At 68.5% G+C, this 20,150-nt stretch carries 17 protein-coding genes and 1 pseudogene; 7 read left to right on the top strand and 11 right to left on the bottom strand.

The annotated features are described in order from the left end of the window. Nucleotides 1-601 precede the first annotated feature (601 nt). Nucleotides 602-1,582 (bottom strand): hypothetical protein, encoded by a 981-nt coding sequence (locus tag ACIP4Y_RS35690; RefSeq protein ID WP_401400469.1) that lies wholly within the window; start codon nt 1,580-1,582, stop codon nt 602-604. Nucleotides 1,583-1,586: 4 nt separating this feature from the next. Continuing rightward, nucleotides 1,587-1,982: a hypothetical protein gene (locus ACIP4Y_RS35685; protein ID WP_401400466.1), complete on the bottom strand. Its 396-nt coding sequence runs from the start codon at nt 1,980-1,982 to the stop codon at nt 1,587-1,589. A 205-nt stretch (nt 1,983-2,187) separates the two neighbouring features. Here ACIP4Y_RS35685 and ACIP4Y_RS35680 point away from each other — a divergent pair, with 205 nt between their 5' ends. Both ACIP4Y_RS35680 and ACIP4Y_RS35675 read left to right on the top strand, forming a co-directional pair. Next, nucleotides 2,188-5,901, top strand: coding sequence for a CHAT domain-containing protein (locus tag ACIP4Y_RS35680; RefSeq protein ID WP_401400463.1), 3,714 nt, complete (start codon nt 2,188-2,190; stop codon nt 5,899-5,901). A gap of 246 nt (nt 5,902-6,147) precedes the next feature. Next, nucleotides 6,148-6,393: a transposase family protein gene (locus tag ACIP4Y_RS35675; protein ID WP_401400461.1), complete on the top strand. Its 246-nt coding sequence runs from the start codon at nt 6,148-6,150 to the stop codon at nt 6,391-6,393. Between the two features lie 69 nt (nt 6,394-6,462). Here ACIP4Y_RS35675 and ACIP4Y_RS35670 read toward each other — a convergent pair whose 3' ends face one another. The 8 genes and pseudogenes from ACIP4Y_RS35670 to ACIP4Y_RS35635 form a co-directional block, all read right to left on the bottom strand. After that, nucleotides 6,463-6,909, bottom strand: coding sequence for a hypothetical protein (locus ACIP4Y_RS35670; protein ID WP_401400458.1), 447 nt, complete (start codon nt 6,907-6,909; stop codon nt 6,463-6,465). After that, entirely contained in the window at nt 6,906-7,244 is a 339-nt protein-coding gene (locus ACIP4Y_RS35665; protein WP_401400612.1) for a DUF6283 family protein, read from the bottom strand. Before ACIP4Y_RS35665 ends, ACIP4Y_RS35670 begins: the two co-directional genes overlap by 4 nt. A 473-nt stretch (nt 7,245-7,717) precedes the next feature. Next, entirely contained in the window at nt 7,718-8,620 is a 903-nt protein-coding gene (locus ACIP4Y_RS35660) for a hypothetical protein (protein ID WP_401400455.1), read from the bottom strand. A gap of 1,921 nt (nt 8,621-10,541) precedes the next feature. After that, entirely contained in the window at nt 10,542-10,715 is a 174-nt protein-coding gene (locus tag ACIP4Y_RS35655) for a hypothetical protein (RefSeq protein ID WP_401400452.1), read from the bottom strand. Further along, the gene (locus ACIP4Y_RS35650) at nt 10,697-11,392 is read right to left on the bottom strand and encodes a hypothetical protein (protein WP_401400449.1); all 696 of its coding nucleotides are present in this window, start codon (nt 11,390-11,392) and stop codon (nt 10,697-10,699) included. Before ACIP4Y_RS35650 ends, ACIP4Y_RS35655 begins: the two co-directional genes overlap by 19 nt. 619 nt (nt 11,393-12,011) lie before the next feature. Continuing rightward, nucleotides 12,012-12,284 carry a hypothetical protein gene (locus ACIP4Y_RS35645; protein WP_401400447.1) on the bottom strand — a complete coding sequence of 91 codons (273 nt, stop codon included), beginning with the start codon at nt 12,282-12,284 and terminating at the stop codon, nt 12,012-12,014. 762 nt (nt 12,285-13,046) lie between these two features. After that, on the bottom strand, nt 13,047-15,191 hold the full coding sequence (locus ACIP4Y_RS35640; RefSeq protein ID WP_401400444.1) for an NACHT domain-containing protein: 2,145 nt from the start codon (nt 15,189-15,191) through the stop codon (nt 13,047-13,049). Nucleotides 15,192-15,274: 83 nt separating this feature from the next. Beyond that, nucleotides 15,275-15,932 (bottom strand): annotated as a pseudogene (locus ACIP4Y_RS35635) (transposase). Nucleotides 15,933-15,996: 64 nt separating this feature from the next. Between ACIP4Y_RS35635 and tgmA the strand changes: the two are divergent. The 5 genes from tgmA (at nt 15,997) to ACIP4Y_RS35610 (ending at nt 19,335) form a co-directional block, all read left to right on the top strand. Next, nucleotides 15,997-16,239: a putative ATP-grasp-modified RiPP gene (tgmA, locus tag ACIP4Y_RS35630; RefSeq protein WP_401400441.1), complete on the top strand. Its 243-nt coding sequence runs from the start codon at nt 15,997-15,999 to the stop codon at nt 16,237-16,239. Further along, on the top strand, nt 16,236-17,183 hold the full coding sequence (gene tgmB, locus ACIP4Y_RS35625; protein WP_401400438.1) for an ATP-grasp ribosomal peptide maturase: 948 nt from the start codon (nt 16,236-16,238) through the stop codon (nt 17,181-17,183). Before tgmA ends, tgmB begins: the two co-directional genes overlap by 4 nt. Further along, nucleotides 17,180-18,298, top strand: a complete 1,119-nt coding sequence (gene tgmC / locus ACIP4Y_RS35620) for an ATP-grasp peptide maturase system methyltransferase (RefSeq protein WP_401400436.1) — start codon at nt 17,180-17,182, stop codon at nt 18,296-18,298. The genes tgmB and tgmC overlap by 4 nt, the downstream gene beginning before the upstream one ends. Nucleotides 18,299-18,465: 167 nt before the next feature. Beyond that, on the top strand, nt 18,466-18,666 hold the full coding sequence (locus ACIP4Y_RS35615; RefSeq protein ID WP_401400433.1) for a MazG-like family protein: 201 nt from the start codon (nt 18,466-18,468) through the stop codon (nt 18,664-18,666). Nucleotides 18,667-18,861: 195 nt separating this feature from the next. Continuing rightward, nucleotides 18,862-19,335, top strand: a complete 474-nt coding sequence (locus tag ACIP4Y_RS35610; RefSeq protein ID WP_401400430.1) for a hypothetical protein — start codon at nt 18,862-18,864, stop codon at nt 19,333-19,335. Nucleotides 19,336-19,350: 15 nt separating this feature from the next. Here ACIP4Y_RS35610 and ACIP4Y_RS35605 read toward each other — a convergent pair whose 3' ends face one another. Beyond that, nucleotides 19,351-20,055 (bottom strand): ATP-binding protein, encoded by a 705-nt coding sequence (locus ACIP4Y_RS35605; protein WP_401400427.1) that lies wholly within the window; start codon nt 20,053-20,055, stop codon nt 19,351-19,353. Nucleotides 20,056-20,150: the final 95 nt, after the last annotated feature.

Raw genomic sequence — 20,150 nt, 5'->3', positions numbered from 1 at the left:
GGCGGTGCCCAACGAGCGAGCGGTGTGGGCGCGGTGGGCTCGGAGTGTGGCGGTCATGCCGAGTCTTCGAAGATCGTGTGCAGGCTGCTGTGGGGCTTGGGTCAGGTGCGCGGCCGCCCGGGGACGCGGTGGCGGTCACCCGCCCCCCGGGGGGAGGGTGACCGCAGCGCCGGAACGGGGCCGGGACGCGGGCGTCAGACGCAGAGAGCCGGGGTGGCGGGGCAGCGAGGTAGAAGAAGATGTCACCAACCAGGCGGGAGTGGAGGGTGACGATGCCAGTGGGCAGTTCCAGGTGGACGCTCACGGTGCGGGGGCGGGCGGCCTGCCGGGCCAGCTGGCGCAGCCACGGGCCGGAGACCGGCTCGGTGTAGGTGGACGCGCCGTCATGCAGGCTCGGAGCACGGAAGCTACTAGTGTAGTGGTCGCTGGTGTTCAGGCCCGTTGGACAGGGAGTGCGGCGGCACCAGGGCTTCCTCATGTTGCTCGGTGATTCGACACCAGCGATGGTCAGGAGGCCCCATCCGTATGCGACAAGCGTCGGGCGACCACCCGATCTAACTACCAGGCGTCCGCGTTAGGGCTGGCCTGTGTACAGGGGCAATTATCCGGCGGCCGGAGGGCGCGGAGGAGGACTGGGTGTCAAGTAGCGGGTGAGGGTGTCGCCGGACTCGGGGGTGAGATTCCTGGTAAGGCTGTCAGGGCTATTGGAGTCGGCCGGATCGGTGGGGGTGAGGCCAAGATGGTCAGCGAGCTGGCGGGCGTGTAGGCGGGTGGCGGCTTCCAGCAGCAGGGCGTAGGTGTCTGTGGCGGTGTGCGTGCGGGCCCGGCCAGCGAGGGCGAGGGTGGCAGCGACGAGGGCGGCGGGCCACCACCACACCGTGAGAGAGAGGTAGAGCAGGGCCCAGGCGGTCAGGGTGGTGGCGCGCGTGAGGTTTTGGCGGGCGGTGGTGATTTCGGTGCGGACCTCCTCGGGCAGGGTCAGCCACAGATGAGGCCAGACAGTGGCCAGGTCGAGGTGCAGGTCGCGCTCCAGGCGGACGGCTGCTGCGTTGAGCCGGTCCCCGCTCCAGGTGGGACGCTGGGGCTCCTCCGGAGCGATGCGGATCATGGCTCGGTAAGCGGCCTGCCGGGATGCCGGGTCGGTCTGCTGGCCGAGAGACCGGGCGCGGGCGGCATGTTCGCGGTGATCATGCCAGACGTGGGCGGCGGCACTCCAGCGGTAGCGGCGGCGGGCGGTGCGCCAGGCAGCCAGGCGGTGGTAGGGGGCAGACCAGGCGGGCCAGTCAGCGGCAAGGCTCAGCCGTTCGATCAGGGAGCCCAGGGCCTGGGCTGCCAGACCGGCTGCTGCAGCGCTAGCCAGCACTGCGGTCAGCGCCATCACCTGGCCGCCAGCGGTGTCTACGGCTGGGCGGTTAGCCCAGGCGGTGATCTGTCCGGTGAGGCGGGGCAGGTCGAAGGGGTGAGCTTGGCCGAGGGCCATGGCGGCGGTGGCGACGGCCAGGTAGAGAGCACCTGGCAAGACCAGTAGGGATAGCCAGCGTTCGGCGAGCTTCTTGCCAAGTTCTGTCAGCAGGCCGCCCACTGGTTCAGAGCCGTTCCGGTTGCAGTGCGTTGCCGCTGATCGCGCAGCGTGGCACCTCGCCGGTGGACTGGGGCCACCAGTAGCGCGCGCACCGGCCGTCCGGGCACAGGTACACCCGCTCGCCCGGCTGGACGCTGATTCCGACTGACCGCACGCCGCGGGTGGCCGACCCGGTGTCGGCGTAGCCGTCCAGCCCCTGCGGGTCGCCGCCGGCCTGCAGGACGGCATGCAGCAGCATCAGCGGGCCGGCAAAATCCTGGCCGTCGCGTGCGGCGTCCAGCAGCCGCTCCACCGGGCCCTCGCCTGGCCCCTCGCGCAGATGTCGGCGGATCTCTTCCAGATGCGCGCAGACCGCGGCCAGCCTCTCCGCTGAACCTCGCGCCGCAGGCTCGTCGGTCATTGTCCCTCCCCACTGAAGCGTGCCACAGGCCCCTCCCGTTGCTTCTTGTGCGGTGCGGCAGTGCCCGGCTCTGACACGGCGAGCGTACCGACACAACTCCCATGTGCCTTAAGGATGGTGCAATGATTGTCACGGTGGTGGCGGGTGAAGGGGGGCAGGGGTGCGAGAGGAACAGTTGGCTGCGGTATGGGCCCGACTGCGGCGGATGACCGATACCGACAATCCCTCCCTAGTGCTTGAACCCCAAGCACTCACTGAAGCCCGACAACTCGCCGCACTGCTCCGCGACAACCCTGGCGACTTAACAGTCCGGCAGGCGCTCGGCTGGCTCCACGCGGCTCGGTCCTTAGCGCTCTCCGACGGCGAAGACGGTCCGGACCGGGATGCCGCAGTGGAGGCGTTCGTCCCCCTCTTTCTCACTGGTGCCGGTAATATCCCTCAATTCCTGCTGCTGCCGCTCGCCGTGGCTGTGTCTGAGCATGCCACCGAATTTCTCGATCAGGCGCTTGATTCCGCTGATCCTGCCCTGTTGTCCTCCGCCATAGACCTGTGGCAGCGCATGGTGCATGCCACCCCTGCAGATCACCACGCCTTAGGGGGTGCCCTGTCCAACCTGGGGGTCGCGCTGCAGGCCAGATTCGAGCGCACGGGGGACAGGGCGGACCTGGATGCGGCCATCGCCGCCGGGCGGGAGGCGGTGCAGGCCACCCCCGCCGACCACCCCTACCGTGCGGCGTACCTGTCCAACCTGGGGCTCGCGCTGCGGGTCCGGTCCTGGCGTACCGGGGACCGTGTAGACCTGGATGCGGCCATCGAGTGCTTCCAGGCCGCGCTGCGGGCCACCCCGGCCGACGACCCCGACCATGCACGGTATCTGTCCCATCTGGGGCTTGCACTGGATATCCGGTTCGAGCGCACCGGGGACCGCGCAGACCTGGATGCGGCCATCGAGTGCTTCCGGGCCGCGGTGCGGGCCACCCCCGCCGGCCACATCGAATGCCCGATGCATCTGTCTAACCTGGGGAAGGCGCTGCGGGTCAGGTTCGAGCGCACCGGGGACCAAGCGGACTTGGATGCGGCCATCACGACCGGGCGGGAGGCGGTGCAGGCCGCCTCCGCCGACCACCCCGACCGCGCGCTGTACCTGACCAACCTGGGGGGCACGTTGCGGGTCAGGTTCGAGCACACCGGGGACCGCGCGGACCTAGAGGAAGCTGTTGACCGTTTCCGGACTGCGGTGCGGGCCCTCCCTGCCCATCACCCCGACCGAGCGATGGCCCTGTCGAACCTGGGAATCGCGCTGCAGGCCCGGTTCCGGCACATCGGGAAACGGGCGGACCTGGATGCGGCCGTCGCTGCTGGGCGGGAGGCCGTGCGGGCCGCCTCCGCCGACCACCCCGACCGCGCGCTGTACCTGTCCAACTATGGGGCCGCGCTGCGGATCCGGTTCGAACGTTCGGGCGACGGGGCGGACCTGGATGCGGCCATCGCCGCCGGGCGGGAGGCCGTGCGGGCCACCCCCATCGGCCACCGCAACCGCGCGAAGCGCCTGTCCAATTTGGGGACCGCGCTGCAATTCCGGTTCGCGCAGACCGGGGACCGCGCAGACCTGGACGAGGCCAGCGATCAGCTTCAGGCCGCGGTGCACGCCGCACCTGCCCACCATCCCGCCCGAGCGGGTTCCCTGTCCAACCTGGAGGGCTCGCTGCTGCGCCGGTTCTGGCGTACGGGGGACGGGGCGGACTTGGATGCGGCTGTCGCTGCCGGGCGGGAGGCGGTGCAGGCCGCCCCTGCCGACCACCCCGACCGCGCGCTGTACCTGTCCAACTATGGGACTGCGCTGCGGATTCGATTCGAACGTTCGGGCGACGGTATGGACCTGGACGAGGCCATCGCGACCGTGCGGGAGGCCGTGCGGGCCACCCCCACCGACCACCCCAACCACGCCCTGTACCTGGCCAACCTGGGAGCCGCGCTGCGGGACCGGTTCGAACGTTCGGGCGACGGGGCGGACCTGGACGAGGCCATCGCGACCGTGCGGGAAGCCGTGCGGACCACCCCCACCGACCACCCCAACCACGCCCTGTACCTGGCCAACCTGGGGCCTGCCCTGCGGGAGCGCTTCGAACATTCGAGGGACCCAGCGGACTTGGACGCGGCAGTGTCCGCCTGCAGCGCAGCGTTTGAGGTAGTTTCGGCGGCACCTTCGCTCCGGATCCAGGCTGGCTGGGCGGCGGCTGCTTTGGTCGCGGGATCTGCGGCGGGGCGGGCGGCGGATATGGCGGAGGCTGCGGTGCGGCTGCTGCCCGAGGTGACCCCCCGCCAGTTGAGGCGCGGTGATCAGCAGTACGCGCTCGGCAGCTTCGCCGGCCTGGCATCAGATGCCGCCGCGCTGGCCTTGGCGGACCCTCGTGGGTGTCCGCAGGAGCGCGCGACTCGGGCACTGCGGCTGCTGGAGGCCGGGCGGGCAGTGCTGCTCAGTCAAGCTCTGGACGCCCGTAGTGATCTCACTGACCTGAGCCAGCGCCACCCCGAGCTGGCCACGCGGTTCGTCCAGTTGCGCGACCAGCTCGACCAGCCCGCGGACACCGCCACCGCCGTCGAGGACCAGGATGCGGACGCTGCCGGGATGCACTCGGACCGCACTGTACGTGACCAGCACCGACTGGCCCGCAACTTCGCTCAAACCCTGGCCGAGATCCGCAGTCTGGAGGGGTTCGCCTCCTTCGCTTCCCCGCCCACCACCGATGAACTCCTCGTCGAGGCGACCCACGGCCCAGTAGTGGTCTTCAACATCAGCCACTACCGCAGCGACGCCCTTCTGCTCACCCAAGATGGCATCACCCACCTGGAACTCCGCCAAATCACCGCAGACTCCCTGACCGAAAAGATCAACGCTTTCCACCAGGCGTTGCACACCACCACCTCGGGCGTGAGTAGAGAACAGCGGCGCCGAGCGCAGGAGGTCCTGGCTGTGGTCCTGCAATGGCTGTGGGACACCGCCGCAGGGCCCGTGCTGGACGTTCTGGGTCATCACCACCAGCCGTCGAAGGAGGACGACTGGCCACGGGTGTGGTGGGCACCGGGCGGGCTGCTGGGACTGTTACCCCTGCACGCCGCCGGATACCACACCGACCCTGCTGACGACGCGCACCGCCGCAGCGTCATGGACCGCGTCATCTCCTCTTACACCCCCACTGTCCGAGCCCTGCGCTATGCTCGCCAGCACACCCGGGTCCCGGACGCCCAAAACAGGGGGCTCGTCGTGGCGATGCCCACCACCCCCGGTCTGTTCGACCACGGCCGTCTGCACCACGTCGGCGCAGAGGCCAAGCTGGTGCACCGTCACCTGCCGCGCACCGTGCTGCTGCGCGAACCCGACCCCACCGGCCCAGACGGTCTTTCCCCGCACACGCCGACCAAGGCCGCCGTCCTGGAACACTTGCGCGACTGTTCCATCGCCCACTTCGCCTGCCACGGCGCCAGCGACCCTACCGACCCCTCGCAGAGCTTGCTACTACTGCACGATTACGCCACTGACCCACTCACCGTCGCCAGCCTCGCACCCGTCCACCTGGACCACGCCCAGTTGGCCTACCTGTCGGCCTGCCGTACCGCAGCCATCGACACTTCTGATCTGGCCGATGAGGCCATTCACCTGACATCCGCCTTCCAACTGGCCGGGTTCCCTCATGTGGTGGGCACCCTCTGGGAGATCGACGACCAGGCCTCCGTCACCGTCGCCGACGCCTTCTACACCCACCTGAGGACCCCCGCAGGGACCCTTGATCCAGACCGGGCGGCCTGGGCTCTGCATCAGGCCGTGCGCAGTCTGCGCGACGGCCACGACCTGCCCGGCCAATACGACCGAACGCAGGTCCCCTTCCTATGGGCCGCCTACCTCCACGCCGGCGCCTGAGTTGGGCGTGGCAGCGTCACTTTCGAGGAGCTCTAATCCACTTCTTATGGTCGCGAGGGCAGCGTGACGGTTGGTCGTCGTTTCGACGGCGGTTGAGGTCGCCCGAAGATCCTCCTGCCGGAGGGTGATGGCGTCGACAGTTCTGCGCCGTGAATAACGTGCGGCCGCAGCTGGAAGAGCTGCTGTCCGGGGCGGTGGAGAACATGTTAGTGGAGTCGGTCAACGTGGCTGACACCTGTCGTAAGCGTGGAGGGCCGGTCCAGGGCCAGGCGGGCGGCCTGTCCGGGCTGCGGGTATTGGTCGAGTCGCATACACGGCTTTTACCTGCGGTTTCCCCGAGATCTACCCACGTCGGGCAAGCTCGTCGTCATGTCGTTGCGGGTGCGCCGGTTCGTATACGCGGAGGGCTCCTGCCCGCGCGAGACGTTCGCCGAGCAGGTGCCTGGCATGGGCAAGTGCCGGCTGAAGTGCTGCTCTAGGCCTGAGTCCTAAAACGATCAGTTAGCGCGTGCGAGGGCAATCCGTCGCGCAGGATGGCTGTGTTCGGCCCCTGCCAGGGCTTCACCGGGTCGAAGGTGAGAACCGCATCCGTTCCGCGAAGAGCGTGCTGTTCCTGGCAAAAGCGGTCTGAGAGGGGCACCCCGAAGTAGGCCGCGGCCATTCCGTCCGGCAGCGCCGGGTCGGCCACCCTGCCTTCATCTGCAGGCACCAGGCGTGGTCGAAGCCGCTGAACGGAATCGCGGACGGGACTAGCACGAAGCCTTCTACGTACGTCCACCCCGTCTTTGCCGCCCAGCGGCGGGACGTGCTGAAGCAGTGGCCCATGAGCTGGCCCTCGCGCATGGGCCAGGCAGCCGGCTCGTACGAACGCCCGTGCTGCGCGACGAGGTCCGCGAAACTGGTGTAGGCCCATGAGGCGTCGCCGAGCGGCAACTGCCGGTAGGGATCGATCCACTTCTGAAGCGTGTCGGCCGCTGTTTCGCCCGTCGGGTCTTCGTCGCTTGTCACCTGGAACCGTCCGCATGCCGATCCTGGGTCTCGGCAGCGAAAAGGTCCGCCAGCGACACGAACTCTTCGCCTGCGCGCTCACGCTGCGGCCGGTCCCGCAGAAGCGGGGCCAGCGCTGGGTCGTCCTCTGCCACACCGTTGGCCACAGCCACCTCCGCGTAGTCGTCGTACAGTTCGACGCCTTCTGGGAGGGTCGGCGCCTGCATACGCTGCGACCTCAGCAGATCCTGCACTTGCCGATTCCCGGACGCCCCGCGCAGTATCCAGCCGGCGCAGACTCGTGGTGCTTCGGCGGTGGAGGAGTGGCACCCGAACCTGCTGTCGAGGCCCTTGATACTCCAACGTCGTCACGCCCCAGACCGCGTCCGCCGCCCGCTGTCGGAGAACGGTAGCGCGCTTCGGGCTGCTGGGGAGCCCGGTGGGATCTGCCTCGTGCTCCCCCTGGTTATCGGCGAGCGGAGGCTCCCCGGACGTCATCGCCGCATTCAGCGCCTCGAGGAGTACCTCTACCGACGTGCCGCGTTCTTCTGCTAGCTCAGCCAGCTGCGCACGGACCCGTTCGTCGTGCTCGGTCTCGTCACCGCTTGGGCGCTCGGAAGGCGGCGAGGTGCGGTCTGCATCGAGGGTCATGGATAGCTACTCCTGGAAAGGACGGAGAGAAGGTGAGGATCGCACAGGAGCGTGGGTCAGGACGCCTAGTCTGAGCTTCTTCCTGGACACGGATCGCGTCCTGCGAATCCTTGTCCAAGAAGCGTTCAGCGAGGATGGGGAAGGGCAGGGCTGGCCTCCGCACGGTGAAGGCAACTGGTCATCCGTCGTAGGTCAGATGGGCTTGCCAGGGCACTCCACGGCTGGCGGGAGGTGGTGACGGTGCAAGCACGGGCTGGCCGCCCACGAGCAGGTGCCGTGCGACCACCGTCAGCTCAGAGGCCACGATGGCCTGGTGCACAGCGTGCAGTATCCGTGACCGGTCATCTGTGGCCTCGGCCGTGGTGGCGTCGGCCCAGGCGAAATGTGTCGCCGGTGCATCGCCTGGGCCCTCCACGGTGATCCCGGCAGTGTCGGCGCGCGGCTTCTGGCCAGGCAGGGTGGTGATGTCGGCCAGGTATGCGGCATGGTCACGTATCGCTGTCGAGGCGGCTGGGGGGTGAGCGGTGGCTTCGCGGCCGTACCTCAGCCACAGCACCACTGCTCCATTGCCGTCCGGGCCGTTCTCCTCGTCGTTCGGGAGGCCGGGATCGCACCGGTGGGGTGGAAAGACCTGTTCGCCGCGGAAGGTGAACCACTCGCCCACCTCGTGAACCGCGAGCGTGGCGATGGCGTAGTGGGCTTGGGCCACCGCAAGCGCAAGCACCTCTTCGTCGCCGGCCCCGGCTGCGCAGGCGGCAACGAGCATGTCATCGGCCCAGTAGTGGAACCAGCGCAACTGGATCTGCTTGCGATGAGGATCCGTGACGTCGGGAGCCGTGAACACGACGTGGGGGTTGAACGCCCCCGGATCTGCACAGGCATCGGACCATGCCAGGTGAACTCCGCGGTGATTGTAGGAGATGTCTGCGAGTAGGTGGGTGAGGCGGTCACCGTGCCTTTCCACGGCCTTGCCACGGCAGGGCGGACACATCACCTCTTCGACGACCCACCGTGTCGCGCCACATACACAGGTCGCTGATGCACGAGCGATCGGCGGCAGGTACGGCACGAGCGGCAGCATGAAGAATCTCCTGGGCGGTCTGGTGCTGTGCCGCACCGGTGCGGGTACAGCCCAGTCAGTTTGAACCGGTCCACCCGTCCTCGCCCTAGCCAGCGCGAGACTGTGGCCCACGAGGTGACGGCGCACCTCGCGGGCCGCGGCGCCGGCGCAGATCATGCACGGTGCCGTCCGTTGCCCAGGCTGGCGACTTGGTCAGTGGCACGGCGGCGATTGCATTCCCTGGGCGCGCCGGGGCAGTCAGGTGGGCTGGCAGGCGGGGCGGTGTTCGTGACTGTCGTAATCGTGGGCGCCTTGGTGGTGGTCGTCGGCCAAGTCGGCACAGACCGGGCAGTAGGTGTCACAGCTGTCGTCGGGCCGGGGGTGGAAGGGGGATCGGCAGTGGTGGTTTCGGCAGGACCGGTTGGTGGTGGGCCGGGTCGGCTGACTGGGGATGCGGGGCATGGCGGGGCTCCGTCTGTGTGGGAGGTGAAGAGTGGTCGGGTGCAGGGGTGGCCGGCGTCGCTCCGCCCATGACCGCGCGCTCGCAGCTCACGGGGAGCGAAAGCCGTGCGGGGCGCTAACCGGCCGACCTGACCGTCGTGCTTTAAGGGGCAAGTGACACCAACCCGCCCCGGCTGCTTCGGTGGGCGGGTGACCTGGCGGGTTGGTGAGCGTGCAGGGGGATGCAATGGCTCCCGCCCTCGCGGGTGGGGCGGGAGCGCGGGTACCTGCGGTGGGTCGGTGTGGAGTGAGGTGGGCCGGGGCGGGAGGGTTGTCACTGCCTCCGGTCCTTCCGGGGCGGAGCTCGACCGTGGCCGGGAGACGAGGCCGGACAACTCGCCTTGCTGGAGGGCCGGCACGGAGAGCGACAGTCGTAAGGACGCGATCACGGGGCGGTCTGGGCCTCACTCATACCGGCCCGGGTGGTGTAGACGCCGCCGCTTCACGGGGCAGGAATCCTGCTCGGCGCGGAGTTCGCGCAGGGCTGGGGGCGTTGGTCGGGGTCAGCGAATCTTGGGCGGCGCGGCCGGGGCGGGCGCCTTGGGAGCGGCGGGTTGCCTCGGGGCGGGCGGTGCAGGTTTCGGCGCGGGCGGCACCGCCTTCGGGGCCCGGGGCTTCTGGAGGGGCTGGTTGGCCTTCGTGGGCAGGCTGCGGGAGTGGTGGCCTGTTGACGTGGCGGGGTGAGCGGGCAGCGAGGTGGTGGTGTGCGTCGGGCACGGGGCGGGGTTGGGGGAAGCCGCGTGCGGTGGGTGGGTAGCGGTCAGCCGTGCCGGGCAGTGCGGCGGGGTGCTGTGACGGTCGTCGTGGGAATGCGTGGTTGTGATCAGTACCGTGAACAGTGCCAGGCACAAGATCACGGCTAGGGCCCCGGGGACGGCTTGAGGGGTGCTGTTGGCGGGGGTGTCCTTGTTGAGACGGACGTTGGGCATGGGGCAACCGGTCCTTCCAAAATGTGGGTTGAGGAGCCGGCCGGAGCGGGCTGCACGAGAAGCCCGGTGTTCGTCCGGCAGGTTGGATGGTGGTATGGCGGCGTGCAAGCTCCGCAACCCACCGACCCCAGTGCACGGCGACCCTGGCCGGCCAACCGGGTGAGGTTAGATCTCGGCGCACAGCATGGGAGGAGCCGGGCATGGAACATCCATGGACCGCGCTGGACGGCAGACCGGATGCCAGGCGGGCTGGGGCTCGGTTCAGGCGGAGCGGCCCGCTGGAAACGTCCCTTGTTCGACAGGGCTCCCGCGGCGGGCACGATGGCCATGACCGCCGAAGAGTAGCGCCGCAACCACCACGCCGGAGCCGAACGTTGACCGGTGCCGGGCCGTCGGCTGCTCCGCGGCAGTGCACTGGCTACGGCTCACACTGCCGGTATCCGGCTCTCGGTCCCGCACTTCGGCGGGACCGAGAGCCGGATACGGGGCGCAATCGGTGTAGCGGGCTAGCGTCAAGCGGCGGTGGGGCTTTGACGCTGGGTGGAGTCGACGCGCAGCTCGACGGTCTCGCTGCCGGTCTCTTCGCCGTCCATGAGGTAGCGCTCCTCAGCGTCCTGGCCGGAGGCGGCGCGCAGGGTGAAGGTGATCATCTCGGTGCGGACCACGGTCACTTCGAAGACGTCCATGGAGTTGGGGCGTTTACCGTCAGTGGTCCTCTCGGAAGGCCCATGGAGGCTTCGATCGCTGCTGCCTCTGCGTCGGCGTCCTGTGTGCATGCTTCGCACGGGTCGATCTCGGTGCACTCCGGCGGGCGGTTGCCGTTCGGGCACCTCGAACCGTCGTCCTCGCCGTCGGTGGACTCCTCGTGCTGGTCCAGGAGGACCAGGACGTCGTAGGTGAACAGCGGCGGGCGGGGGGTGCGGCTTGGGGCGAGGGTGCGCGGCTCCCCGTCGGTGTGGGTCAGGAACATGGTGATGGACGCGCAGAGCTGTTCGTGCTGCGCGAGGGCGGTGACACCGTCGGCCAGGGCGCGGACCGTTGCGACGTCCAGCATGAGGGGCTCGCGCAGGCCGCTGATGCTGTAGGTGGTGCGCTGTTCGCAGACCATCGCGTCGGTCCATGCGCGCACGCGGTGGGCGGCGGTGTCCGAGGCGGGGCGGGCGCCTGCGGTGATCTCCGCCAGGCGTGCCGCGTGCCGGGCCCAGTTGGCCCGGCAGTCGCTGCAAGCTGGCACAGAGCCCATGGGCCCCGCGGGAAGGCGGGTGGTCGCGTTGACGCCACGGTGTGCATGGTCGGGGACGTAGGTGCACAGCATCGGCATGCCTTCGTCATTGGTTACGTAGCGGTTGGGGTGAGCGTCCATGACGGGCTCCTTCAGTGACAGGGTGGGTGGGCTGCTCGGAAAGCGGGGCGGGGTGTCGCCCGGCTTCACCGAGGCCATTGCTGGGCACGATGGCCTGGCCACTGGCAACGCCCGCAAACAGGACGTGGAGTGGGAGCGCGCCGGGTATGGGTGGGCCCCCGACGCCTGGGGAGGTGTCGGGGGCCGGGGCGATGCGATCAGCTGGCCTTGCGGATGGGTCGGATCAGCATGCCTCGCATCGCGCTGTCCCCGTCGAGGAAGAACAGCTCCTGCCGGGAGGTCCGCAGACCGATGATGATGTAGCGCCGCTGCCCCTGCCTCGGTGCGGCCCACGTCTGCGAGTACCTTGTCTTCGAGGGCGTTGGGGATCCGGGTCAGCGCCGTGCGGAGCGCGTAGCCTTGCGAGAACGGGTGGGTGCCGTGCACCGGCACCCAGTCGGCGGCTTCGATCACTTCCAGCAGTACAGCTCGTCGCTCTCTGGGCACCAGGTGCGTGGCGGCGTCGACGTCGATCCAGCTGGCATGGGTGTGCTGGCATAGGGGACCCTATCGGGTCAATGACATCAACCTCCGCATGGCCGGGACCGGGCGGCGGAGTAGGCGTCTCGGAGTGGGGCGGTCAGTGCCCGGGCTGGCCGATCAGGACGCGGCCGCCACGGACCAGCTCGTGCGTGCACTCCCCCGCGTCCGCACGGGTGGCGTGGGTGAGCTGGGCGGTGTGCAGGCGGGCCAGGTCGGTCCAGAACCGGTACAGGTGCGGCTTGCCCGGGCGCGAGTAGTACGGCGGCCGGACGATGTAGCCGCCGGGAGCGGCGGCATGGGGGACCTTTTCGGCGTCGAGCTCGACCCAGATACGCCGGTGCTCAAGGTCGACGCCGAAGATCCGGTACACGGCAAAGACTCCCCGGTCGTCGGCGTGGTCGCGGCCCGATCCGATCGCGTCGACAGCGGTCTGGTCGTGGCCGGGGGTCTTAGGGCCAGTCCGTGTGGGTGCAGTGCAGGGTGCAGGCGGGGGTGGCGGGCCGGTCGCTGGTGGCCAGGCGCAGGTCGGGGCCCCGGCAGCCGCGGCGGCTGATCGGGGCTTTCGCGCACTTCACATGCTCGCGGGTTGGGGCCTCGCTGTTGCCCGTCCGGTCCCGGTCGGGGGTGGGGAGCTGGATGCGGTAGGCGAAGACGCAGCGCAGTCGGCGCCCAGGGCGCTGTCAGCTGGCGGGGTGGATGTTCCGGGCCAGGGAAGCGCGGACGTTGGCGTTGCCCGCCTGGGCCGGGATCTGCCGGCAGCGGGGCGCTCTGCGTGCACCGACGGCCGGGGCCTCGGAAACGGCGAGAGCGGCGGGGGGTCGCGGCGGGGGGATATGGACATGCGGAAGGTTCTTTCGAACGCGGTGTGCGCAGCCGGATTGGCCGCGGTCGGTGGTGCGCCGGACGGGGACGCCGTGGTGGTCACCGCCCCTATCCGGCCGGCGGACCGCACCCTGACGGGGCGCGGGGCAAGCCCCGCAACATCGCCGGGCGGCCGGCGGGGCGGAGCAGGCCGGGGAAAACGGGTGATCCGCCCGCTTTGCTCCCGGCCGGTGACCGCACAATGACGCGGCACGCGGCATCCAGCACCGAATCGCCGGAAGGGACACGGTCTCAGAGTGTGCCCGGGTGATCACGCTCGACGTCGTACCCCTCTGGTGGTGGGCGCTGATGCAGCCAGGTGGCGTTGGAGATTTCGGTGACGGAATTGATATACGGCTCCCGATTGCCGTAGGACACCGCGACGCTCGTGCGCATCGGCAAGAAAACCCATCAGGCGCAGGGGTGTCTTTCTGAGTACGCCCAGAGTGAGGCGCACCAGAACGAATTTCCACCATCCTGACAAGGTGCACCCGAAGCTGAGGCCCACCAGGAGCGCGGCAATCAGGCCGATGAAGATCCGATCAAAGATGGGGTCGGTTGCGATACCAGCCAGCAGTCCGGCGGCAAGCCCGCTAACTGAGCCGGTCAGCAGGGTGATAATCCAGAAGTTGCGGCGGTCTTGGGTCAGCACCTGCCGCGGTCTGACTGTGGCAGCTGGGTCCGGGGGAACTGTAGTGATGCCGGCCGCGAGCCAGGCCAAGGAGCCGCTCACGAATGCTGCTGCGAATCCTGCCGCGAGGCCGGATTTTGCGCCTGCCGCGATCCCCATGCCCATTGCAACAGCCGGAACCCATTCAGAAATTACCCTTCGGTTGAATTTCCAGGAGATTCGCTCATTGGGTTCTTGGTCTCTTTCGAATGAGGGACTTTTATAGATCGCCCATCCGAAGGCAGATCCGAACCCAAGTCCCACGGTTAGCCCGAAAATGAGAGCAAAAGCCCAATATTCTACTGTATAATCGCCGCCCACCAGAAAGCTGAGTACGGTCGGGATCATCAGCACGAGTCCGGTCGTGCACCCGGTCACCAGTGCCAACGGGCCTTTCGGCACGGCATTCTGGAGCTGCCACCAGGCCAGGTCGGGGGTGCCATGTCGGGTGTGCTCCAGATGATTGGCAAGGAATGTGAGAATGCGTTTTGCGTGCTCAGGGTCCCAACGTGTGGGAGCGCGGTAGACGGCGGGGATGTAGGCGGCGAACAGGTGGGTTTCGATGGCGTGGCGGGTGGAGAAGCGGGTCTGATCGAGAAGTTCGTCGGGTTCGGCGAGGCTGGTCAGGTCGGTTGTGTAGTCGTCGGGGCGCGGGTTGTAGATCGTGCTGGCCAGGAAGAGCCCAAGAGGAGTGCTCAGCGCTTGGGCGACGGGGTAGTCGGTGCCGAGCGAGGCGGTGACCTGCTTCCAGCGGGCTGCGGACTGGGTACCGCGGCCTCCGGCGTCGCGTTCCAGGTAGGCAGTTGCTTTCGTCGGATCCAGGGGAAGGAGGCGGATGCCTGCGGCTCCGTTGAGGAGCACGGTGATGCCCGCTGGTGTGGTCCGTGCGTCGCGGTACTCGGCGGTGCGGCTGGAAAGCACGAGTGGCTGTCTGGCCGGCAGTACCTGGTTGATGGCGTGCAGGGCCCGGGCGCGCATGCCTTGAGGAAGTTCATCCAGGCCGTCGAGGATAGGCACGATCAGTCGCTGTTCGAGCAGGGCGCGGGCGTGGGTGCTGGTGGCGGTCTGCGCGATATGGGCGGGGACGGCAGCACCCAGGGCGGGGTGATCCCGGGTGAGCTGATCAGCCATCCATGCGTATAGGTCCTGCCCGGCTGGACTCCACGAGGCCAGGGAGAACAGGACAGGTACCGGACCACCGGGAGAGCGATCTTCGAGCAGCGCCAGCAGGAGGCGGATCAGCAGCATGGTCTTGCCGGAACCGGGCTCGCCCAGGACGATCAGACGCCGGGTGGGGACGCGCTCGAAGACCTTGGCGATCTCGCCGCCCTTGCCGGCCAGTCCTCTCGGGCTGACGGCCCAAGTGGAGTTGCCCCGCGAATGGCCGGGCCAGTCCTCGGCCAGCTCCTTCAAGCGCGGCCACGACTCGACAAGGTCCGCGTCGGCCGCCGTCCATTCGACGGGCAGTGGGAAGGGGTCGTTGAGGCGGCGCAGCTGCGCCTCTGTCTCCCACTGCTGGCGTACCGCCTGGGCAAGTTGGTCGCTGACGAGCGCGGTGGGTGCCGGGGCGGTCTTGCCAGGGCGGAGCACGGCGATAACCGCGGCAGGCAGCGCGACCAGAGTGGTGAACGCGGTGACAAGGGTGACCAGATAGTCGACCTGGTGACCGTGGGTGACGTACCACGAAAGGAATGCCGCCACCAGCACTACGTAGAGCAGTCCAGCCCACTTCGGTACGTGTCTCACACGGTGATCATGAGGGATCCCGCACAGCTCTCCCAGGATTTGGCATGGCTGATACCGCCAGACCGGTGAGCGACTAACACCGGCTAACACGATGAGCTGAGTTGTCGGTGGGTGATCAGGCAGCAGGCGAGTTTGAGGAACACTTCGTGGATGTCGGCTCGGCGTTCCCCGCGGATCCGCAGGCGTCGGAAGCCGTGCCGCCACGCGAAGCTTCTTTCGATCACCCAGCGGTAGGTGCCCAGTCCGGTGCCGTGGCGTGTTCCACGGCGGGCGATGGCGGGCACGATGCCGCGTTCGCGGACCTGGTCGCGGTAGATGTCGTGGTCGTAGCCGCGGTCGGCGAAGAGCGAGTTGGGTTTACGGGGTGCCGTGTCCGTCGGTGTTGAGGTGGGGTTTCGAGCTGGCACGGCCTCGGTCGACTGGCGAGGGGCCCGTGTGGCTCCCCCCTTTTAGGGCCCTGACGTGGGAGGAGTCGACCACGCAGCGGGACCAGTCCAGGCGTGAGGCCGCATTGAGTTCGGCGAGCAGGACCTCTTGGAGCCGCTGCCAGACGCCGGCCTCGTTCCCGTCCCGCAACCGTCGCCAGCAGGTCATGCCCGAGCCGAAGCCCAGGTTATTGGTGGGGCTGACCGAAGGGGTGGATGTGGTACTCAGCGCGAGGGCACGGTGACCTGGATCTTGTAGCCGGTGGTGTTGAAGGGCCGCTCGGTCTCCCGGACGGCGCGCGGCTCTTGCCCGCACCGCCGACGGCGGACGTCTCCGTCGGCGGGACGGCGCACTGCCGGGCTACGTGATCGGAAACCCAGTGACCCCCCGGCCGTGGGGCGTCAGCCGGATGCGGCCGTACCCGACCATGGCGCCCGAGTACGAGCGCGTCGAGCTCGACCCGACCACCCAGACGGCTGTCTTCTTCGACGGCAGCGGACAGACCATGGAGATGCCGGGCCACGGCACCAGCACCGGAACGAGCCCGTCGACCGGCACGAGCCCCGACGGGCAGAGCCAGGGCAACACCGACTCCGACACGGGCAGCGACAACGACCAGTGACAGACACACGTCCGGTGTTGGTCGTCACCAGCCTGCACGACCCAACCGCCGACGTGGTGATTCGCGAGCTGCACGGCCGGGGCGTCCCGGTCGTGCGGTTCGACTCAGGGGACTTCCCCGCATCACTGTCGGTTCAGGCTGAGATCACCGAGCACGGCGTCAAAGGCTCTCTGACCACGCCGTCTCGGACCGCTGATCTCGCACGCATCCGCGCCCTCTACTACCGTCGGCCGACCGGCTTCGCGTTCCCGCACCTCGACGAGCAGGACGGGCGTTTTGCAGTCACCCAGGCCCGGTACGGGCTCGGCGGCGTCCTGGCGTCTCTGCCCGGCTGCCGCTACGTCTCCCACCCGCACCGGATCGGCGACGCCGAGTTCAAGCCGTCCGGGCTCGCGGCCGCTGTCGACGCCGGCTTCCTGGTGCCGCCCACCCTGATCACGTCCAGCCCCGACGCCGCCCGCAGGTTCGTGAGGCAGCACGGCCCTGTGATCTACAAGCCGTTCTACAACCCCATCTACCGCATCGACGGCGTCTCGAATGTCGTCAAGATCGCGGAAGTGGCGGAGGCCGACATCGGGGAGGGCGTTGCCGGTACGGCGCACCTACTGCAAAAGCGCGTACACAAGGTGGCCGATGTGCGGGTGACCGTGATCGGCGCCGAGGTCTTCTGCGTCCGTATCGACTCGGACCTGCTGGACTGGCGCACCGACTACAGCCGGCTCACCTACACGCCCGTGGAACCGCCGGCCGGGATCAAGTCTGCGCTGCACCGCTACATGGAGCGCTTCGGGCTGCTCTTCGGGGCTTTCGACTTCTGCGTGGCCGAGGACGGCCGATGGTGGTTTCTGGAGTGCAACCCCTCGGGCCAGTGGTACTGGCTGGAGACCGAAACGGGTCTGCCGATGTGCGCCGCGCTCGCGGACCTATTGGAGAGGAAGACGTGACGGATCAAGCAGTACTCCACAGGAAGCTGCTCGACATGATGGCGGCGAGCGGCAGTCTGCCAAGCCCGGAGTGGAGGCGCGCCGCCGAGACCGTCCCCCGGCACGAGTTTCTGCGCGGTGGGTACTTCCGGCCGGTGCCGGGCTCGGCGCCCACGGCGTGGGAAGCGGTCCACGAAGGCGACCCGGGCTGGCTCGCCGGCTGCTACGCCGACGAGTCGCTCGTGACCCAGATCGCGGACACGGTTGTGCCCGCCGACATCCGCGGGCAGATCATGCAGCCGCCGAGCAGCTCCAGCACAGTGCCGTCGCTGGTGCTGCGCATGCTGGAGGACGCGCACGTCGAGCCCGACTCGCGGGTGCTGGAGATCGGAACCGGTACCGGGTACTCGACGGCGGTGATGTGCGCCCGGCTGGGTGAGGACGCGGTCACCTCGATCGAGTACGACGAGCAGGTGGCGACGCGCGCCCGGGCGGCCCTCGGCCAGGTCGGAATGTTCCCGACGCTCGTCGTCGGCGACGGCCTGCTCGGGCACGCGGAACGCGCGCCGTATGACCGGATCATCGCGACGTGCGGTGTGCGGGAAGTCCCCGCGGCGTGGCTCGAGCAGACCCGGCCCGGCGGACTGATCCTGGCGACCGTCGGCGGCTGGCTCGGCGCGTCCGAACTCGCCCGGCTGACCGTGCACGAGGACGGTACGGCGTCTGGCCCGTTCCTGGGCGGCGGAGTCAGTTTCATGCTGGCCCGCCCGCACCTGCCGCCTCCGCTCGGCCTGCTGCCCGACCTGAGCGAAGGCACCGAGCGGGGGACCTCCGTCGTGGCCAACGCGCTAGACGATTGGGTGATCCGGTTCCTCGTGCAGGATGTCGCACCGCGGGCGCAGCGGCTCACGCTCGACCGCGACGGGGTCTCCGAGGACGTTCTGATCGACGTCGAGCTGGGCGCCTGGGCCGCGCTCCACCGAGAGGCCGGCCGGTGGGTCGTCCGCCAGGGTGGGCCGGCAGCGCTGTGGGACGCCGTTGAGGACCAGCTCGCCCACTGGCGCGCCGACGGTGCGCCCGAGGTGGACGAGCTCACCGTGCACGTGGGCCCGCAAGGACAGTCCATTCGCTGGTAGCCCGTCTGCGGACTGGCTGGGCCGAAAGAAACAAGGAAAACTTGGTGGACGCTCACACCTGGCAGCAGATCGGCCGCCTGTGCCGGGCTGAACAAGGAGACGCCGTCGGCATCGAGCAGTGACGTGCGGCTGCTGCGCGTGCTGAAGATTACCGAGGAGATGGGGAGGTGGCTGAGGCGGTCCATGGCGCGCTGGGCACCAACCCCCGCAAGGGGGCATCCCACACCTGGGACGACGTGGAGAAGGAACTGATCGACGTCGCTGTAAGCACGCTCGTCGCGCTGCAGACCATCACGCCGGACGCGGGGAAGCTGTTCGCTGCTCGTCTCGACCATCTCGTTGACCGGGTGCTGCCCGAGCCGAATTGAACCCCGGGTGCGGCGTGCGGAGAGCACGGTTGGCTGCGTAGGTGAAATCGGAGAGCACTTGTAGGCGGTTTCGAGAGCGGTCGGGGTCTCTGAACCTCTGGAATGTTGCTGAGAACTGGCAGCAGGCAGTTGCGTCGGAGCCTGGGTGACGTCAAGCAAATGTTGACCGTAGGCTCTCGGCGAAAGGCAGGTGCAGTGGACATCACGGTGCAACAGATCAAGACTTCCTGGACGAAGCAATCTCGGGGCGGGGAGGCCGCTGCCCGCAGGAACGCGGTGCCGGTCGGCTTCTCATTGCCCCAGGTTCCCTCGGAGTTTGCCCACTTCGTCCAGATGTCCGAGCGTGACGGCTTCGAGCCACGTTCGAGCCAGAAGGACCATCGCGAGGTCGGTGTCAGCCTGCGGGACGAAGGTGATCGGCTCCGAGTACTCGCTCGTGTGGAGCCGCTCTTCGGGTTGCCACCTCGGCCGCGCAGGCCGCCGGCAGTTCGACTGCTTCCCGGACAGTGGGTCCGCTGGCAGTTGAACTACCGGTTCACCAGCGCCCTGGGAATCCGCGGATGGTCGTACTGGCTCGACACATTCAACATCGCTTACGGCCCCGTCGACCGGGATGTCTTCCTGTTAGAGCCGACCGTGATCGTCGATGAGTGCGGGCCAGTTCGATAGCCACTCGGATTGTGCTCAGACGCCTGCGCGTTCCGCTTGAGCCCGGGTGGTGGCGAGGCGGTAGGAGTCGGTGCCGGTCTCGATGATGTTGCCGCCGAAGGTGAGGCGGTCGACGATCGCAGCGCAAAGCCGGGGGTCGGTGAAGGTTTTGGTCCAGCCGGAGAACGACTCGTTGGAGGCGATTGCGACGCTGTTCTTCTCCTCGCGCTCCGTCAGAACGATGGTCTTGGTCAGCTGCTTCTCGTCGGCGGCTTCGACGAGCTCGTTGACCAGCTTGGTCGCCAGGACGTACTTGACCCGGTAGCCGGCCATCGCGGCCTCGGTGCCCAGCGCGATCAGCAGGTGGGACTTGCCGGTGCCAGAATCGCCGATGAGGCAGAGCGGCAGGCCCTTCTTGATCCATTCACACTTGGCGAGGGTGTGGACCATGGCCGCGTCGATGTTCGGGTTGGCATCGAAGTCGAACTTGCGCAGCGACTTGTCGCGGGGGAAGCCGGCGGCCTTGATGCGGCGCTCGGACCGGCGGCGGGCCCGGTCGTCGCATTCGGCCAAGAGGAGTTCGGAGAGGAAGCCGAGGTAGGACATCTGCTCGCGGCCGGCGGCTTCGGCGAGCTCGGGGAACTGGGACCGGATGGTGGGAAGCCTCAGCATCCGGCATGCCTGGTCGATCGCTGCCGTGGCGGCCTGCTCGGTGAGTCCTCGCTGGCGGGGGATGGACACGCGGTTCTCCTTCAGGGGGTGGGGCGGTCGCGGCGGAGCCGCAGGAGCTGGTCGTAGTGAGCGACCGACGGCAGAGGCCGTTTGTCCGGTGGCAG

It is taken from the genome of Streptomyces sp. NPDC088810 (assembly GCF_044750305.1).
Lineage (GTDB): Bacteria > Actinomycetota > Actinomycetes > Streptomycetales > Streptomycetaceae > Streptomyces.
Note: the sequence above shows the minus strand (reverse complement) of the source record. Positions and strands in the feature narration are given on the sequence as shown.

Bases quoted from the DNA above. Each gene is read 5' to 3' on its own strand.
- ACIP4Y_RS35685 (WP_401400466.1), bottom strand. From the start codon at position 1,982: ATGACCGACGAGCCTGCGGCGCGAGGTTCAGCGGAGAGGCTGGCCGCG.
- ACIP4Y_RS35680 (WP_401400463.1), top strand. From the start codon at position 2,188: ATGACCGATACCGACAATCCCTCCCTAGTGCTTGAACCCCAAGCACTC.
- ACIP4Y_RS35660 (WP_401400455.1), bottom strand. From the start codon at position 8,620: ATGCTGCCGCTCGTGCCGTACCTGCCGCCGATCGCTCGTGCATCAGCG.
- ACIP4Y_RS35655 (WP_401400452.1), bottom strand. From the start codon at position 10,715: ATGGACGTCTTCGAAGTGACCGTGGTCCGCACCGAGATGATCACCTTC.
- ACIP4Y_RS35650 (WP_401400449.1), bottom strand. From the start codon at position 11,392: ATGGACGCTCACCCCAACCGCTACGTAACCAATGACGAAGGCATGCCG.